The organism is Parendozoicomonas sp. 2304DJ65-17 (assembly GCF_058148445.1).
Genome location: NZ_JBYVJV010000007.1, coordinates 137405 through 155843, shown reverse-complemented (window position 1 = coordinate 155843; position 18439 = coordinate 137405). Strand labels below are relative to the sequence as shown.

Here is an 18439-nt window from a genome sequence, read left to right as displayed (position 1 = left end):
TGAAAAAGCCACTTCCAAAAGGAAGTGGCTTTTATGCTGTTAAAGTCTGAACGTTGGTAAATTTCGATCAGCCTTTGAAAAGGTTCTCGTAAACGTAATTAGTGGCATTAATAAAGCCAGGAACGCTACCGCAGTCAAAACGGTTGCCTTTAAAACGGTAAGCCAGAACGCAGCCTTGTTTGGCCTGAGTGAGGATTGCATCTGTAATTTGCACTTCACCGTTCTTGCCAGGAGGGGTGTTCTCAATAATATCGAAGATATCTGGAGTCAGAATATAACGACCGATAACCGCAAGGTTGCTGGGAGCTTCTTCCTTGGCGGGCTTTTCAATCATATCGGTAACACGAATGATATCGTCGCTGATGGCTTCACCAGCGATCACACCGTACTTGTGAATTTCATCTTCAGGAACTTCTTCCACGGCTACAATTGTACAACGGAACTGGTTAAACAGCGTTGACATCTGTGCCAGAACACCCTGACCTTCCGGATTAATGCAAAGGTCGTCGGCCAGAATAACGCCAAAGGGGTTGTCTCCCACCAGTGTTTTACCGGTAAGGATGGCGTGGCCGAGTCCTTGCATCTGTTTCTGACGGGTGTAACTGAAGGTACAGGCTGCCATCAGTTCGCGGATGCTGGACAGGCGCTGTTCCTTACCGCTGCCAGCAATTTCCTTTTCCAGCTCGTAATTGATATCGAAGTGATCTTCTATGGCTCGTTTGGTTCGACCTGTCACAAAGCCCATATCTGGAATGCCTGCGTTCATGGCCTCTTCAACGGCATACTGGATCAGAGGCTTGTCTACGACAGGCATCATTTCCTTGGGCATGGATTTGGTAGCGGGCAGGAATCGGGTTCCGTATCCGGCCACAGGAAAGAGACATTTACTAAGCATTGTAGGTTCGCTTCCTTGTCAGAATTGCCGGGTATTATAAGCAGAATAAGTGCCAGTTGCCTTGGCGAATACTGGTGGATACAGAGTAAAAGAGCGAGATTACAGGGTTATGGCGATGGATGATTTCACATATGTGTGCAATCAGGAGTTTTGCCGGGCGCACGATGAAGGTGCACTGGCCCGCACACTGACGCCGCTTCTGCGCCACCTTTACCCAAGTCGGGCCGGAGAGGTGCTGGAGCAATTGCTGGCTCTGGTGAGTGATCACCTTGCCATTGTTCCCCATGGCCATGACCAAACCTGGGATGAAACCGACATTATGCTGATCACTTATGGTGACAGCGTTCGGTGTGACATGCAGGAGTCATCACCTCAGCCCCTGCGGGTTCTGTCTGACTTTATGACAGAGCATATGCGTGATTGTTTCAGTAGCCTCCATATCCTGCCGTTTTATCCCTACAGCTCTGATGATGGTTTTTCCGTTATCGATTACCGGATTGTTGACCCAGAGCTGGGAGACTGGGAAGACATCAGGCGTTTGAGCCGGGAGTACCGGTTCATGTCAGATCTGGTGATTAATCATGTATCCCGCCAAAGTGTCTGGTTTGCCGACTTTGTCAGTGGTCACCCTCCTGGCAATGCCTACTTTATTGAGCCTGAGCCTGAGGATGATATTTCTCAGGTTGTCCGCCCACGGAACTCATCACTTCTTGCTCCTATATGGACGCGCCGCGGTATTCGCCATGTGTGGGCGACTTTCAGCAAGGATCAGATAGATCTGAACTTTCGCAACCCGGAAGTTTTGCTGGAGATGATCAGAACCCTGCTTCTCTATATGGAACAGGGCGCATCACTCATCCGCCTGGATGCTATCGCTTTTTTATGGAAGGAGCCGGGCACCAGCTGTATTCATCTTCCGCAAACTCACTCAGTTGTGAAGATTATGCGGGCGATTATGTCGTGCATGCGCCCTGACTCTATTCTTCTGACAGAAACCAATGTTCCCAGCGAAGAAAACCTGTCGTATTTCGGTGATGGTGACGAAGCCCAGATGGTATACCAGTTTCCACTGCCACCACTCATTCTTCATGCTTTGAACAGGGGAACGTCGGAATATCTGGTGAGGTGGGCAAACCAGTTACCTGAGTATCCCAAAGGCTGCACCGCACTGAACTTTACCGCATCCCATGATGGTATTGGCTTGCGGGCTCTCGAAGGTATTGTGCCAAAGCGAGAGGTGGATGATCTGGTGGAAACCATGCACCGCTTTGGTGGGTTCGTAAGTATGCGGGCACTGCCTGATGGTTCGCAGGCACCCTATGAAATCAATATCTCATTATTTGATGCCATGAAAGGTACACGGCGGGGGGAAGACACCTGGCAAATTCAGCGTTTTATTTGTTCACAAGCCATTATGCTGGCAATGAAAGGGATTCCTGCCGTTTATATTCATAGCTTGTTTGCTACTGAAAATGATCTTGATCTGGTAGAAGAAACCGGACGCACCCGATCTATTAATCGTAAGAAGTGGCAACTGTCTGACTTAAAAGAACAGCTGGATAATTCGGCAACAACATCCGCAGTTGTTTTTGAAAAGATGAAGCAACTGTTAAGAACTCGGCGAACAGAAATTTGCTTTCATCCAGATAACCCACAGGAAATAGTAGATATTCAACATGGTTTGTTTTCGGTTTTAAGACGTGGAGATAACAACCGTGTTGTTTTGGCTGTGCATAATGTAACAACTGGCATGCAGACTGTAGACCTGACCAGTTTTTCAAAAGAGTTTGAAGGTAAAGAAGAGTTGGTGGATCTGGTTTCCGGTGAAGTGGTTCATAAAGCATCAGAGGAACCACTTAAGGAAATTACTTTGCAGCCCTACCAGGTTGTTTGGCTACTTAGTTGTTAAGAACGGACTGCTATAACAGTGTTAGCAGCCGCAGTTAGCTGGCAAAGGAGACATTTCTGCATAGTCATGCACGGACCGGCAGGTGACATCACTTACCAGTTCCCGGAACCAGCGATGGATACGGTTGTACTGCCAGTGTTCCGGCCAGGCCATACGAAGATTCAGGCTTGGGGATGGCTCCTGTATTGGGCGCATCACCAGGTTATCGCCCGCCATATCCAGCTTTAAATTATTAGGGAAGAATGCCAGCAGTTCGGTATTTTCCAGAGCCAGTAACATGGCTTTAATGCTGGGGAAGGAATAGCGAACTTCTGTATCCAGGCCTAACTTCTGAAAGTAATCAGTTATTCCCTTTCTGGTGTTAAAACCACTGCGCACTTGTATGTAGGAGTAACTCAACATGTCTGTTGTAGAGATAACAGATTTTTCTGCAAGGGGGTGATTCTTATCCATAAGCAGGGACAGTTCAGAGGCTGAGGCAAAGTCATGGTGTTTTAGGCCAGACAAGATCTGGTCTTCCATATTGCAAATGGCAAGGCTCAGTTCACCACCAGTCAGCATCTCCTGAACAGCACTGCTTGCAGGGCGACAGTCCAGTTTTATGCCAGGCGCTCTCTTGTGCAGTTCAGCCACCAATGGTGGCATGATGATGTCCATCATCTGCGGCCCCAGAGCAATATGGAATGTTCGGGTGCTGGTGCACGGATCTTCGTTCTGGTTGTCGAAGAGTGTGCTCATGCTTTCCATCAATGTTTTGATGGGAGATTTCAGAGATTGCGCCTTATCGGTGAGAACAGAGTGGTTGCCTTTTCTTACCAATAATGGGTCGTGAAAAAAATCACGAAGTTGAGCAAGGATTTTACTCATAGTGGACTGGGCCACACACATCACTCTGGCAGACTCAGAAACAGAAACAGTTTCCAGCAAAACATTAAGATGTGGCAGAAGATTAAGATTTATTCTTGAAAGTTGTGCCATATAGTTTTGGCGCAATTGAACTGCCGACATATTTAGAACCTTGTTTTACGCAATGCTGACAATTCCTAAATATGCTATAGAGGAAGCCTTTCTTAAGTAATTGGTAGAAAACAGGATTGCTTTTTCTTAAATACGACTTAAGCGCGGCTTTGAGGAATGCTGTCAGTGCAAATCATCAAGTAAATGAGCCATTTCGAGGCGAAACATTGTTTACTAAAAACAACATTGGTAGAACCCTCTAAAATATGAAAAAAAGCGATAGGGCGATCGTTATTATTCCCGTGACCCTGTTGCTCATGTCTCCTGATAATCGGTCTGCGCTTATTTGTGGCCGTTACACACCGGCCCTGCGGTAACAGTGCCCCTGATTTTTCTGCTGTTAGTGCGGATTTAAGTGCAGCACACACTACACACATCTGGAGCCAACAATGAAGAAACTGGCGCTCGCTATTGCCGTTGCTTCCGCAACTGCAGCCTCCGCTCAGGCCGCAGAAATCGTTACTGTCGATCCTAGTCTGGATATCACTTACAAGAACTACTACTGGGATGAAGACAACAAGTCTTCCAAGTCTGCAGTTGCCCGTAAAGAGCAGGCAGACGGCTACGAGCGCGATGAATGGGCACATGCTCTGATCGTAGATTTTGACACTGGCTACATTAACGACATGGTTGGTGCAGTTGTTTCTGCTGGTGTTGCTGCTGATATCAAGAGCGAGTCCGAAGGTCCAAGTAACGTATCCGGAAACAGCATTGCAGCTTTCAACCAAGCTTACCTGAAGGGTAAGTACAGCTTGGCTGGTATCGATTTCAATGGCAGCCTGGGTCAGAAGAAGCGTGGTTATGAAACCTACGGTGACTCTGGTTCCCGTCTCCTGAATGCCAGCTCCTACGGCTATGACCTGAGCGCCCGTTTCCAGAACCTGAACGTTTACGGTTCCTACATCGATGCTCACCACAATCGTAACGAATCTAACTTTAACGATGATCTGAGCAACGCTGCTGGTAAGAAGATCGATAACGTTAAAATTTACGGTGCTAACTATGAGCTCGAAAACGGCTTAGGCTTTACTGCTGAGCTGGCGAAGTCCAAAGACTTCCTGAAGAAAGAGTTCTACAAAACTTACTACACCGTACAGCTGCAGGATGGCATGTCCCTCGACCTGGACGCCCGCTTCGGCAAAGTTGAAGAAGATGGCGAACTGTACGGCAGCATGGAAGACACCGACAACAACGATGCTACCGATGATGTCTTTGTTGCGAATAAAGGTTTTGAGTCCAAGTACTACAACCTGAACGCTACTCTGAACTTCAATAACTCTTACGTAGGTTTTGGTTTCAACAAGACCACCGATGGCGACTACGACAACACTCTGTTTGATGACGACAACGGTAGCTTTAACTCCAGTCTTGACCAGTGGGAAATGTACGCCCTGGAAGATGAAAAAGGTTATATCCTGACTGCAGGTCATAACTTTGAAGATCAAGGTTTGGCAGGTCTTAACTGGGATGTATGGTACGCCAAGGGTAAAGATGCGAAGGACGTGAAAGACTTCGATCGTTACGAGTACGGCAGTGTAATTTCCTACAACTTTGACGGTCAGCTGGAAGGTCTGTCTCTGAAGTGGCTGTCTGTTATGTACCGTGCCGAAGGTTCTGCAGAAGGTAGCCGCAGCAAGGTTCCTTCTTCCCTGTATGACGAAAACGTTAACCGTTTCTACCTGACATACTCTGTTTCTGTATTCTAACCAACTCCAGAGAGGGGAGGGTTATATAAGAATCAAGAAATGTTCTGAAGAATAAAAACAAAAATAGCCATCTGAACTGTAAAGTTCAGATGGCTTTTTTTTGCCTGTCATAAAATATTCACGAAATCTTTATAAAAAGACTGCTGTCATAATCAGAATTACCAGGAACCCCATGAAACAGCAGCTTGGTAAAAAGTTAGTTACCGGTGGTGCGCTTGCTCTTACATTGCTAGTAGCAGGTTGCAGTGAACATCAACAGGTTACAGAAAAATCTTCCCCCGCAGATTTAAAACCAATCGGCCGTTATGCTTCCGGGCAATATCATAAAGGTGCTGCAGAAATTGTTGCCTGGCACGCCAGCAGCCAATCTGTTTTTGTTGTGAACTCTGCTTCCGGAACAGTCGACATACTTGATGCATCCGGCTTAAAAAGCCTGCCTCTTGCTAACTCTCTCCACGATTCCAATATCTCCAGAAAGAACTCCCTGGATCTTCAGAAAGATATTCCTTACGTAAAGCTTGGTGCTGCCAATAGCGTGTCTGTGAAAGACAATCTGCTGGCTGTTGCTGTTGAAAATGCCAACAAGCAGGCGCCGGGTGTTGTTGCATTGTATAAGCTGGATGAACAGGGCAATGCGCGCTTCAGTGATTATGTCACTGTTGGCTCACTGCCAGATATGGTGACCTTAACACCCGATGGCCGTTTTGCTCTGGTTGCCAACGAAGGCGAACCATCCTCTGATTATAAAAATGATCCGGAAGGTTCTGTCAGTGTCATTACAATCTCTGAAGGAAAAGCAGTCGTGGTAAAAACTGCTGGATTTACCGACTTTAATGCTGGTGGCAGTCGCGCCTCTGAACTGTCTGCTGATGTGCGGATCTTCGGTCGTAATGCTTCCGTTGCTCAGGATCTTGAGCCTGAATACATCACCGTTTCTTCAGATTCCAGCAAAGCCTGGGTTTCTCTTCAGGAAAATAATGCGCTGGCAATAGTTGATATTGCAGAGGCCAGGATTGATGCCATTAAGCCCCTTGGGTTTAAGGACTATGGCCGGTCCCCTATTGATGCCAGCAATAAAGACAAAGCCATTAACATTCAGCCATGGTCTGGTGTTTATGGCATGTACCAGCCAGACACCATCACTTCTTTTGAAAAGGATGGAAAAACCTTTATCGTTTCAGCCAACGAAGGTGATGCGAGAGATTACTGGTACAAGGCTTCTGGTGAATCTGAGTGTTTGGCTACTGGTGGTTTAAAGTTTGATGATGAAGACGGCTGCCTTGGTTTTACCGAAGAAAAGCGTGCAGGCAAGCTGGCCATTAGTGCAGCTCACCCTCATGCTGAAGATGCGGCGGACAAGAAAAAACTTGGCCGTTTGAAAGTTACCACAACCATGGGCGACCTGAATGGTAATGGTGATTACGAAGAGTTGTATTCCTATGGTGGCCGCTCGTTTTCTATCTGGGATGAGAGCGGCAACCTGGTCTTTGATTCTGGATCAGACTTTGAGCGCATAACTGCAGAGTTATTGGGCGATAACTTCAATAACAATGATGATAAAACCAAAGGTGACAGCCGCAGTGATGATAAAGGCCCAGAGCCTGAAGCTGTAGCCGTAGGTGAGGTTCGTGGAACAACGTATGCTTTCATCGGGCTGGAGCGTACGGGCGGCATCTTTATGTACGACATAAGCAACCCATCACAGCCTGAGTATGTTCGCTATATCAATAACCGTGACTTTAATATTGATGCGAAAAAAGATACGGCGAATGCAGGGGATTTGTCTCCTGAAGGTATGGCGTTTGTTAATGCCTCAGAGAGTCCAACTGGTAAAGCTCTGCTGATTGTTGGCCATGAAGTTTCAGGAACAACAACCGTTTACGAAGTTGATTAACGCTTGAATAACAAGCGGCGGAAGCAGAATAAATGCTTCTGTCGTTTGTTAATTTTTTAACCTTATAAAAAATAGGGATATTGGTAGTTATTTGTTGTAATGAAAATCATTCTCATTATAATTCGCCGAATCTAAATACAACATCACACAACAATTGCATTTTATTCGGGGGATTTATGGGAGGCTTTCGCAAAACGCTGATCGCTGTTGCTGCTGCAGGTTTTATTGCTGGCTGTAGTCAGGATGACAATACTCAGGCTGCAACTGAACAGACCCAGCCAACAGAAGCTACTGTTGCACAGGCATCTTCTGCTATCGCCGCATCCTCCGTTATTAACCATTATGCCGATGTCGCTCATGCAACTTTTGCAGACTCTCTGAAGACGGCTGAGACTTTGCGTGCTGCTCTGAAAGCTCTGGTTGAAAATCCCACTGAAGAAAATCTGGCAGCGGCTAAAGAATCCTGGCTGGCAGCCCGTGTTCCTTATCAGCAGAGTGAAGTTTTCCGTTTCGGTAACCCGGTTGTTGATGACTGGGAAGGTCAGCTGAATGCATGGCCGTTGGACGAAGGTCTGATCGACTATGTTGACGCCAGCAGCTACGACAGCGAGCTGGGCAACGAAGGTGCTAAAGCCAATATTATTGCTAACTCCTCTCTGCAGCTGGGTAGCGAAACACTTGATCTGAATACCTTGACTCCAGACTTGCTGGCCAGCCTGAATGAACTGGCAGGCAGCGAAGCTAATGTTGCCACTGGTTACCATGCCATCGAGTTTCTGCTGTGGGGGCAGGATTTGAATGGTACTAATCCTGGTGCAGGTCAGCGTGCAGCTTCTGACTACGCGAAAGGTGAGGCATGCACAAACGGTAACTGTGAGCGTCGTGGTGAATATCTGCTGACGGCTGCAGACCTGCTGGTTAACGACCTGACTTACATGGTTGATCAGTGGAAAGAAGGTGTTGCTGACAACTATCGTGTCGAGTTCACTGCGCTGGAAGAAAAAGAAGCTCTACGTCGTATGCTTTTCGGTATGGGCAGCCTTGCACTGGGTGAACTGGCGGGCGAGCGTATGAAGGTTGCTCTGGAAGCCGGTTCTACAGAAGACGAACATGACTGCTTCAGTGATAACACTCACAACTCCCATTACTACAACGCTAAAGGCATTCAGAACGTGTTCACAGGTTCTTTTGCCCTGTCCAGTGGTGAAGTGATTTCCGGTCCTTCCCTGAAGGATATGCTGGCTGCTCAGGATGCTGAAGCTGCACTGAAGATTGACACTCTGTTTGGTAACAGTGAAAAAGCTCTTCAGGCCATGGTTGACTCTGCCAATAACGGCGTAGCCTTCGACCAGATGATTGCAGCTGACAATGAGCAGGGTAACCTGATCGTTAAAAACGCTATTAACGCTTTGGTTGCAGAAACTTCTGGCATTGAAGAGCTGGCGCGTGCGGTAGGGATTGATAACCTGAGCCCGGATACTGCTGATCATACTTTTAACTAAAAAATACATGAACAAAAAAGTGATCTTGTTGGCTGGCGCAGTAGCGCTGGCTGGCTGTAGTGATACATCTGTACCGCCGGGCCCTGAGCCCGGCGAAGCTTTATCTGGCGGCGGCACAACTGTGTATGACCAGAGTCGTAATGCTTATTCACTTCCTGCCGCCAATCTTGGCTTTTCCGAACAGCTTGATTTCAAAGTTGGTAACAGTTTTTTCAAAGCTCCCTGGGTAACAGCTCCGGCGACAACAACTGCAAGAGATGGCCTTGGCCCATTGATGAACACCAATGGTTGCCAGAACTGCCATATCAAAGATGGTCGTGGTCATGCACCTATGCCAGATTCTCCCCATGCTGTTTCGCTGTTAATTCGATTAAGCCGACCAGCACAAACAGAAGCGGACTGGGAACAGATTCGTAAAGAAGGTGGGTTGCCAGACCCTGTTTACGGCGGGCAGTTGCAGGACTTTGCTAATCCTGGAATTACTCCGGAAGGTAAGGTGACTGTTGAATATACACTGCAAACAGTCGCTCTTGCTGGAGGTGAAACTGCAGAATTACGTAAGCCGGTTTTCCGGATTGTGAACCCAGGCTATGGAGAGTTTTCACCAGATATGGAAATGTCTCCCCGAGTGGCTCCTCCCATGATTGGCCTTGGATTACTCGAAGCTATCTCTGAGGAAAATATCCTTGCTCAGGTTGATGCTGATGATAGCAACCAGGATGGAATCTCTGGTCGGGCTAACTGGGTAAAAGACCAAAAGAGTAATAAACAGGCTCTTGGTCGCTTTGGCTGGAAAGCAGGCCAGCCATCTTTGCAGCAACAAAATGCAGGCGCCTTCGCCGGTGATATGGGTATTACCTCCACATTTTTCCGTGATGATTGCACCGAAGCTCAGCAGAAATGTTTAAGAGCTCTTGATGGTGGTGAGTTTGAAGTGCCGGATAACATTCTTGATGATGTGACGTTTTATACCCAGCATCTGGCTGTTCCTGCCCGTCGTAGTGTTGATAATCCGGAAGTTTTGAAGGGTAAACAGCTGTTTGCTGAAACTGGTTGTGCTTCCTGTCATACACCGTCTTATAAAACCGTTAAGCAGGCTGCAACCAAGCAGCTGTCTGATCAGAAAATCTGGCCTTATACCGATCTTCTTCTTCATGATATGGGAGAAGAGCTGGCGGATAATCGTCCTGAGTTTTTGGCTAATGGACAGGAATGGCGCACACCTCCACTTTGGGGAATAGGCTTGGCACAGACTGTGAGTAAAGAAGCCACCTTTCTTCACGATGGCAGAGCCCGAACGTTGCTTGAAGCTGTACTCTGGCATGGCGGTGAGGCACAGATTTCCAGAGAAAAAGTTGTAGCTATGGCTCCCAATGACAGAAAGGCTTTGATTCAGTTCCTTGAATCCCTGTAAGTTGTGCTTAGACAGCCATGAGCCGAAAGTGTCCACTCCAAAGTATGAAATACATGGGCACTTTCACGGTAAAGAACAATCGATAAGACACAAATAATGATTCGTTGTACCTTTCCAAGAAAAATTATCGCAACTTTTGCAACGGTGTTTGTGCTGGCAGGTTGCCAGCCTGCAGAGCAGGAGCCTGAGGTTAAACTGGCACTAAGTACGGCGAATGTCGTGAAACCTCTCTATGACAGCCTGTCGCAAGACCTTGGTCTGTTAAATGAAAGTGCTGAAAATTTTTGTAAAGCCCCTTCTTCTGACGGTTTAGTAAACGTCCAGGAAAGCTGGAAAACGGCTATGGGAAGCTGGCAGGCAGCAAGCATTGTTAACTTTGGACCTGTAACTCTCGGCAGCATGGCCTGGAAATTTCAGTTCTGGCCAGATCGTAAAAACCTGATTCGTAAAAAAATCGAATCAGCGGTGGATAAGGCGAACAAAGGTGAGAAAGAGTGGACCGATGCCAATATCGCCAAAGCCAGTGTTGTTGCTCGTGGGTTAGGTGGTGTTGAGTATCTGGTGTTTGATTCCGAAGCGTCCTCACTAGCTGGCGAGCCAGTGCGTTGTCAGTATCTGCTGGCAGTTATTGGTGATATGCAACGCAATGCTAAACGTCTCAGTCGTGGCTGGCAGGAAGGTGAGCAGCGTTACCCTGAAGAGTTAAAAACCATGGCCCAGCAGGGCTATGAAGGTTCTGAAGAGCTGTATCAGGTCAGCGGTTTGCTGGTGAATAGCCTTTATGCCTCTATGGAAACATCTATCCGCAAACTGAAAATGCCTTATGGCAAGGATGATGCTCAAAGCGGTAATTCTTACCTGGCGGAATCCTGGAGAAGCCAGACGTCACTGAATCATTTGAGAACGACGCTGTCATCTTCTTACCAATTGTATTCTGCCGGAGAAGGGTACGGGTTGGATGACCGACTTACTGGCGTTGATGACGAAGGTCGAGCAATCGCAGATGAAGTAAAAGCTGCATTTCAGAATGCTGAAAACATTGTGAATAGCGAAGCCCTGAAAAACACCACTCTTGCTGATGCTGTTCAAGACAGCGATAAACGGGAAAAGGTAGCCCAGCTTATTGATAGTCTCACCAGTCTGAAAAACCTCTTTGGTAGTAAAGTGCCGGATAAACTGGGTATCCCTCTTGGTTTTAATTCCAATGATGGTGATTAATCAAAGTCCGGTTAGAACGTTCGGTTAAAGCAGTATGTTGTCGCGTAGAGAGTTTCTTTCCCATTTATTAATGAGCGGAGCCGCTATTGCTGCGGGTTCGCTCACTGGTTGCTCACTTTCCCAGAATGCATCTCCACTGTTGAGTGTGGCTCGTGATCGAAAAGGGCAGTATTCCATCCGCATATTTTCTCCGGAAACTGTCCAGCAGAGTGTTTTGAATATTCCTGACCGTGCCCATGCACTGAGTTTGCATCCGTCTGGCCGAATAGCTGTATGTCATGACCGCAGACCCGGGCGGCGAATGTATATTGTTGATCTGGAAAATCAGTCTCTAAGCCGCACTCTTGAAGCAGAGCCCAACAGACACTTTTTCGGACATGGCGTTTTCAGCCCAGATGGTAACTTGCTGTATACAACAGAAAACGATTACCAGAAGGGCGAAGGTGTTATTGGTGTTTACCAAACCAGTAACTGGACGAGGGTCAATGAATTCCCTTCTCACGGTATTGGCTGCCATGAGTTGGGCCTGCACCCTGATGGTGAAACTCTGGTTATGGCAAACGGAGGCATTCTTACCCATCCGGATCAGCCTCGTAAGAAATTGAACCTTGAGTCTATGTCTCCAAAGCTCAGTTATATCAACAGGCATACTGGTGAATTGCTGGAAGAAAGAAGTTTTGGGCACCATCAGTTAAGCATTCGCCATCTTGATGTTGCTGACGATGGAACTGTTGTTATCGGGATGCAGTATCAAGGAGATAAAACAGATATTCAGCCTTTGGTGGCTATCCATCGTCGGGGTGAGGCTATTCAACCTATGGTAGCTGACGATGACCAGTGGCTTGAGTTATCTCAATACATCGCCAGTGTTGTTTGTTTGCCGGGTAGTCAGATTGCAGTTACGACAACTCCCAGAGGAAACCGAGTGGTATTCTGGGATATTAATGCCCGCAGCCAAATTGCCAGTTTCCATGTTGCGGATGTGGCAGGTGCAGCATTAACCGGAATCAATCAAATTACAGTGAGCAACGGTGGTGGTGAGTTAATTACATACTCCTTTGAAGGAAATGATGTGAGGGAAACTTCCCGTCTGCGGTACCCGAACATCAGCTGGGATAACCATATGATCAGCGCTTAAATTGCTCCGGGCCTGATATTAGGGATTCCTAATGCTTTCTGGGCTGCGTCTGCACATTTACAGGTGGCCATATTGTTTCCGCAGAATCCTCTGAAACCCATTGCCCCCAGACTAACGCGGAGGCCAAAAACGACAATAGCTGTTGTGGGAAGTAGAGCACTCCTAGCCGTGAGTTTATTTGCACCAAGTTTCTCAGCCACATCACCGATAAGAGATTTTTTTGGGCGGGAAATATCTATCTGGACTGAGTGGCTATCTTCGAATAGGTCAAGAGTATTCGACTGGATATGTGCATGGGTTAAAAGGTCACGCCACTTCTGTTCGGTATAAAACGCATCTTCTTCCGAGGACGCCTCAATAAGAGCCTGAACATAATGCCATTTTCCCGTATCAGGAGAAGCAAAGCGTGTTATCAAATACGTGACTTTCTGGGGATTCCCTTCTATTACCGGGGTTGAGGCGCGAATGCTGTGAAATCGCTGGTGGTCATGAATAGGGTCTGATTCTACAGAAACATTCCGATAAAACCGTTGGAACTCCGACATTAAGGATTCATTAGAAATCGTTTCTTGAGACGTGGTAATGGTTAAGGACGGTGTGATTTTGCAGCCATGACATAAATACAAATGTTGCCAGCCATGTTCGGTATTCGTTACTGCTACCTGAGACCAGTTGCTGTCAAATAACCGAAACCCTTCTCCATAAGCGGAATGGCAAAATATGCTGAGAATGAATGCGCCGGTAAAACAAAGATAAGCTGTTAACCTAGAGAGATTTCCCCCGCCGTTTATTCCCACGTAGCGCATCCTTAAACTGTCCCCCTTTCAATCACGCCAGAAAAGGTAGTTCAGGAATATCAGGCTTGCCTGTTATTTCAGAGGCGGAGGTAGTGAAACACAAACAGGAAGTGGCTCATTTAGCAGCGATTGCCAGATATTTTCCCAGCCTTTGTGATGAGTAGCTCCCTGAATTGTTTTACCGGTGATGCAATCCTGTTTTCCAAACCAGGTGCGATAAGCTGTGTAAACAATCGGGGGGACGATAGGATCATCAGCCCCGGAAAAGTGCAACTGGGGAATATCATCCAGCTCACGGGTATATTTTACCGGGCTGAGTGCTTTGGGCATAAAAGAGACATTGTGCATCTTATTGATATAAGCCGGATCCAGATTGCCAGCCACTGTTCGGATAGATGTAATATCCCTGCGCTTGGTTGCAGTAACCAGCGCAATGGTTGCCCCCCCGGAAAATCCTACTAATTCAATATTCTGGTAATTGCCGCGAGCTTTTAAAGCCGTTAAAACCTCATTCACAGAATCAACAGCTTCGGCACTGAAACGCAGATCAGTCCAAACATTGATATTGCACAAGCTGTTCATATAAAACTGGCATGGGCGGGCTATATAAGCTTTGTCGGTTGCCGGGTCTGAAGCCATTAAATTAACAACTAAACGACTTCCCGGTGTCGGATCCATAGAAGGTCGTGAGCGACGAACCCAGGCTTTACCATCGCCTTCAATATATACCCGCAATGTTTTGCTTTTACCGGGCATAACCTGAAAAGTTTGCAGCGCGTAATGGGTGGTGGAAATAACCTCCGGGCGAGCGTCAATCTGCTGGGATATCTGGTTAACAAGCTTTGTATGATCAAGAGGTGTGGCACACCCTGCCAACACCAGTAGGGCTGTTACAAAACAGAAAGCAGAAATACGTCGGATCATTTTTATTATTAATTTACATCTGTCTCTTTGCACTAAAGTCTACCATGACCTCAGCAGACCCTATAGCCCCAGATAATGAATCACCATTCTTGCCGCAAGCATTCCTCCAGCGGCACCGGCAAATGGAACAGGGCTTATCATTTCCCCCTGAGCTGCTGCGAAAGCGATGCCTGCTGATGTTGGAATGCTGAAAACCATATCCTTAAACGTTGCATCAGATTTGTTATCCAATGCCAGGCTGGCCATCTCTCTTACCAGGTGAACTGCTAAAGCACTGATTGCACTGGTTGCCCAGAGAGGTAAGTGGAAGCGGTATTTCAACGCAAAGGCACCACCAGATGATAGTACTCCAAAGAGTGCACCTGAAGCTGTGGCCTGAACAATATCTACGGCATCGTACTGGTCCCATTCCCATGGAGCTCTTTGATCATAGAGAATCTTCTTTCCCGTTTCAGTAATGACTCCCAAAGTTGCTCCGGCAGCTGCCCCTGCTGCTACATGTTGCAATAGATGTTTTTTCCAGCTGGTCTGGAACAGTTCGTTACTTATCTTTTGATGAACAACTTGTTTGGTGTCTTCGAAGGAATTTGAGGCCTGTTGAATATTCTCTGTTGAAAATGGTGACCTCTGTATAGCGATTTTCTCAGGATTTGGAGTTTCCAGTGCATCATAAAGAGTGGGTTTTATATCCGCTACATTTGCTCCCAGCCCGCCTTTGGTGGCGATTTCAGCAAGGCTCTCATCAAGTTTTTTCTTAATTTCTGCAGTCATATCTTCTGGTGGCGCTTCCAGAAAACTCTTTAGTTGAGAAAACATTCCATCATGCAGAAGAAAGGTACGAGCGGCAGTATCCTGGTTAAGACTGTCTTGTATTCCCGAAAGGGCATTCTGCAGAGATTCATGATGCACATGAGACTCCAGAGCCCGTGTGCCAAATATAAGATGCCCGGGAGCTTTCCCATGTTTCACTTCTTCAGTCAGGCCAGCGAGGGATGAAAAAGCGTTTCGCCACGTTAAGTAGAGGTTGCCATGATGGCTGGTAAGAATGTCTCTCTGGTCTGTCCAGGGTGTTACTGATGAAAATGGATAAGCGTTGACAAGTGTGGAGTGAATAACTCGTCCAATTTCATTTAACTCATGAAATACCCAGAAGTTGGCCAAATGGCTTTTTAGCATTCTGTCGGCAAAGTGGGACTGATTGCCGTGTCTGCAGTCAGTGTTTGGCTCTTGGTAAACAGATGCCCAGTCTTTTTGAAGCTGCCTTTGAGGTGGTGGTCTTTGGTAAGAATGTTCTGGTGGCTTTTGCGGAGACAGATGCAGGCGTCTGCCAGACTGATCTGGCAGACAAGTGCCGCTGGCACAAAACAGTACCAGCAACAAGCAGAATGAATGACTGATTCTTTGCACAGAAGTACTGCCTCTCTATGGGAAGAGAAGAAATAGTGCAGAGAAGAGAGTGTGGCAAGCTGCCCTGCGTAACAGGGCTGCATTTGGTTGGATAAAGCTATCAGGCGACAGCCTGGTCAGCTTTCAAAGCCTGGTTGGCGGCTGCCAGCATGGCTTTCAGGGAGGCAAGAACAATATCCCGATCTATGCCTACACCGCAGTAACGTTGGCCATTAATGCTGGCGTGCACATAGCTGACAGCGCGAGCATCAGAGCCATTGTCGAGAGCATGCTCGCTGTAATCGAGAATGTCGAGGCGTATTCCCAGCTTCTCCAAACCACTTGAGAACGCGTCCAAAGGACCTTTGCCACTCTTATTTATAGTGATGGTGTCAGTCTGGCAATGCAGCTCAACTTCAACGGTATCTTCCTGGTTGGAATGTTCCAGTCGATAGTTGCCAATACTCCAGCCATCTTCCTTAGCCATAAACCGTTTCTGGAAAATCTGCCAGATCTGGTCACCGGAAATTTCCGCTGCATTATTCTCAGCTTCAGCCTGTACAGCTGCGGAAAGAGCAATCTGCAACCAGCGGGGCGTCTGCAATCCCTGCTCCTGCTCCAGAACAAAGGCAACACCGCCCTTGCCGGACTGGCTGTTAATACGAATAACTTCCTGATAATCGCGGCCAATATCTGCCGGATCTATAGGCAAATAAGCAACTTCCCAAGGCTCATTCTCTTTGCGGCGATGCAGGCATTTGCGAATGGCATCCTGGTGGCTGCCGGAGAATGCCGTATAAACCAGTTCACCAAACCAGGGGTGCCGGGGATGAACAGGAAGACTGGTGGTTTCGGTATAGACTCGAATCACATCATCGGAACGGGACAAATCCAGAGTTGGGTCTACACCCTGGCTATAAAGATTCATCGCCATGGTGATGATGTCCATATTGCCGGTTCGCTCACCATTACCAAACAGAGTGCCTTCTACTCTGTCAGCACCTGCCATCACTGCCAACTCGGCAGCAGCCACAGCACAGCCACGGTCGTTATGAGTGTGAACACTGCAGATCACTGACTCACGGTTATTAATGTTGTCGAGGAACCATTCAATCTGGTCGGCAAAGATATTGGGAGTAGACATCTCCACGGTGGCAGGCAGGTTTAAAATAACCGGCTTTTCTGGAGTGGGTTGCCACACGTTCAAAACGGCATTGCAAACATCTACAGCAAAATCCAGTTCTGTGCCGGTGAAACTTTCTGGTGAGTACTGGAACACCCATTCCGTGTCAGGATGCTTTTTCGCTTCTTCTGCCACCATACGTGCACCATCTGCGGCAATTTTGATAATGCCGGCACGGTCGCGCTGGAAAACCTGCTCACGCTGAACGGTTGAAGTGGAGTTATAAACATGAACAACCGCACGGCGACAGCCGCTTAAGGCTTCATAGGTACGGGTGATTAAGTGTTCGCGAGCCTGAGTCAGTACCTGAATGGTGACATCATCAGGAATCATTTTTTCGTCTATCAGCTTGCGAACAAAATCAAAGTCCGGGCCTGATGCAGCAGGGAAGCCAACTTCGATCTCTTTAAAACCAATTTCAACGAGCAGCTGAAATAAACGACATTTTTGCTCTACGGACATAGGCTCAATCAGAGCCTGGTTACCATCGCGGAGGTCAACACTGCACCATAGAGGGGCTGTTTCTATGGTGTTATCGGGCCAGCGGCGATTCGCCTTCTTTACTGGAGGAAAAGCCCGGTATTTGTTGTGGTTAAATGTGTTTTGGGATGATCCCTGTATTTCTGCGTTGTCCATAGTTGCCCCTCTTTGTCTTGCCCCCTGAAAGCAGAAAGGCTGGCCATTCTTGACCAGCCTTCTCAGTATTCTGTGTTCTCTCCAGCTTTTTGGGCTGTTCCTTTGCGGCCTTGGTAAGGCTGCTATCTAACCATTGCACTTGTGGTGGTCAGGTTCTTCCCGGGTCTTACGGGGAGTCACTTTTGGCGACGGGTATATAGTAGATAAAGTAAAGGGGTGAATGATTGCTAATGTGGTGCTAATTACGTCTTTTTTAGCAATAATCTGTCCTATATTATTTAAATGTCAGAATATAATTCTAATTATGTGATTGGTGCTGCAATGAGTGTGAATTTTGATCGATATGATCTGCGAATTTTGGAAGAACTCCAGAAGAATGCCCGTATCACCAATCAGGAGCTCGCTGACCGCATCGGGCTGTCACCATCCCCCTGCCTGCGCCGGGTTAAAGCACTGGAAGAGAGCGGTATTATTCAGGATCATGTCACCCGTCTGACTCCAGGCGCTTTAGGTCTGAAACTCACCGCTTTTATACATATCAGCATGGATCGCCATACGCCCGAGCGGTTTGCCAATTTTGAAAATCATGTGCGTGATTATCCTGAGGTTGTGGAATGCCACCTCATCACCGGGCAGGCGGCAGATTACATGCTGAAAGTGATGGTGCCGGATATGGAGTACTATCAGGAATTCCTGCTCAACAAGATTACGCCTTTAGAAGGTGTAACCGGGGCTCACTCCAGTTTTGTACTGCGTGCTCCAGTCAGCAGAACTGAGCTGCCATTAAAGCATCTGGAAAAATCAAAGCATTGAGACCTTT

At 47.3% G+C, this 18439-nt stretch carries 14 protein-coding genes; 8 read left to right on the top strand and 6 right to left on the bottom strand.

Features of this window, described 5'->3' with window-relative positions:
- Nucleotides 1-67: 67 nt before the first annotated feature.
- Nucleotides 68-895: a UTP--glucose-1-phosphate uridylyltransferase GalU gene (gene galU / locus ACY2RR_RS17465; protein WP_490109457.1), complete on the bottom strand. Its 828-nt coding sequence runs from the start codon at nucleotides 893-895 to the stop codon at nucleotides 68-70.
- A 49-nt stretch (nucleotides 896-944) separates the two neighbouring features.
- Here galU and ACY2RR_RS17460 point away from each other — a divergent pair, with 49 nt between their 5' ends.
- On the top strand, nucleotides 945-2804 hold the full coding sequence (locus ACY2RR_RS17460; protein WP_490109456.1) for a sugar phosphorylase: 1860 nt from the start codon (nucleotides 945-947) through the stop codon (nucleotides 2802-2804).
- 21 nt (nucleotides 2805-2825) lie between these two features.
- On the opposite strand, the gene ACY2RR_RS17455 is transcribed toward ACY2RR_RS17460, so the two are convergent.
- A complete protein-coding gene (locus ACY2RR_RS17455) occupies nucleotides 2826-3812 on the bottom strand; it encodes a LysR family transcriptional regulator (RefSeq protein WP_490109455.1) in 987 nt (328 codons plus the stop codon).
- Between the two features lie 398 nt (nucleotides 3813-4210).
- Between ACY2RR_RS17455 and ACY2RR_RS17450 the strand changes: the two genes are divergently transcribed.
- The 6 genes from ACY2RR_RS17450 (at nucleotide 4211) to ACY2RR_RS17425 (ending at nucleotide 12693) form a co-directional block, all read left to right on the top strand.
- Nucleotides 4211-5527 carry an OprD family outer membrane porin gene (locus ACY2RR_RS17450; RefSeq protein WP_490109454.1) on the top strand — a complete coding sequence of 439 codons (1317 nt, stop codon included), beginning with the start codon at nucleotides 4211-4213 and terminating at the stop codon, nucleotides 5525-5527.
- A 172-nt stretch (nucleotides 5528-5699) separates the two neighbouring features.
- A complete protein-coding gene (locus tag ACY2RR_RS17445; protein WP_490109453.1) occupies nucleotides 5700-7421 on the top strand; it encodes a choice-of-anchor I family protein in 1722 nt (573 codons plus the stop codon).
- A 176-nt stretch (nucleotides 7422-7597) separates the two neighbouring features.
- On the top strand, nucleotides 7598-8923 hold the full coding sequence (locus ACY2RR_RS17440; RefSeq protein ID WP_490109452.1) for an imelysin family protein: 1326 nt from the start codon (nucleotides 7598-7600) through the stop codon (nucleotides 8921-8923).
- Nucleotides 8924-8930: 7 nt separating this feature from the next.
- Nucleotides 8931-10337: a di-heme oxidoreductase family protein gene (locus ACY2RR_RS17435; RefSeq protein ID WP_490109451.1), complete on the top strand. Its 1407-nt coding sequence runs from the start codon at nucleotides 8931-8933 to the stop codon at nucleotides 10335-10337.
- A gap of 96 nt (nucleotides 10338-10433) precedes the next feature.
- Nucleotides 10434-11555, top strand: a complete 1122-nt coding sequence (locus tag ACY2RR_RS17430) for an imelysin family protein (RefSeq protein WP_490109450.1) — start codon at nucleotides 10434-10436, stop codon at nucleotides 11553-11555.
- Nucleotides 11556-11589: 34 nt separating this feature from the next.
- Nucleotides 11590-12693 carry a DUF1513 domain-containing protein gene (locus tag ACY2RR_RS17425; RefSeq protein WP_490109449.1) on the top strand — a complete coding sequence of 368 codons (1104 nt, stop codon included), beginning with the start codon at nucleotides 11590-11592 and terminating at the stop codon, nucleotides 12691-12693.
- On the opposite strand, the gene ACY2RR_RS17420 is transcribed toward ACY2RR_RS17425, so the two are convergent.
- The 4 genes from ACY2RR_RS17420 to leuA form a co-directional block, all read right to left on the bottom strand.
- A complete protein-coding gene (locus tag ACY2RR_RS17420) occupies nucleotides 12690-13238 on the bottom strand; it encodes a hypothetical protein (RefSeq protein WP_490109448.1) in 549 nt (182 codons plus the stop codon). The two genes, ACY2RR_RS17425 and ACY2RR_RS17420, sit on opposite strands and share 4 nt — an antisense overlap.
- Nucleotides 13239-13562: 324 nt before the next feature.
- Nucleotides 13563-14414 (bottom strand): alpha/beta hydrolase, encoded by an 852-nt coding sequence (locus ACY2RR_RS17415; RefSeq protein WP_490109447.1) that lies wholly within the window; start codon nucleotides 14412-14414, stop codon nucleotides 13563-13565.
- 60 nt (nucleotides 14415-14474) lie between these two features.
- Complete coding sequence (locus ACY2RR_RS17410; RefSeq protein WP_490109446.1) at nucleotides 14475-15821, bottom strand: hypothetical protein; 1347 nt, start codon at nucleotides 15819-15821, stop codon at nucleotides 14475-14477.
- Nucleotides 15822-15921: 100 nt separating this feature from the next.
- Complete coding sequence (gene leuA / locus ACY2RR_RS17405; RefSeq protein ID WP_490109445.1) at nucleotides 15922-17619, bottom strand: 2-isopropylmalate synthase; 1698 nt, start codon at nucleotides 17617-17619, stop codon at nucleotides 15922-15924.
- Nucleotides 17620-17946: 327 nt separating this feature from the next.
- Between leuA and ACY2RR_RS17400 the strand changes: the two genes are divergently transcribed.
- Complete coding sequence (locus tag ACY2RR_RS17400; protein ID WP_490109564.1) at nucleotides 17947-18432, top strand: Lrp/AsnC family transcriptional regulator; 486 nt, start codon at nucleotides 17947-17949, stop codon at nucleotides 18430-18432.
- The last annotated feature ends 7 nt before the right edge of the window (nucleotides 18433-18439 follow it).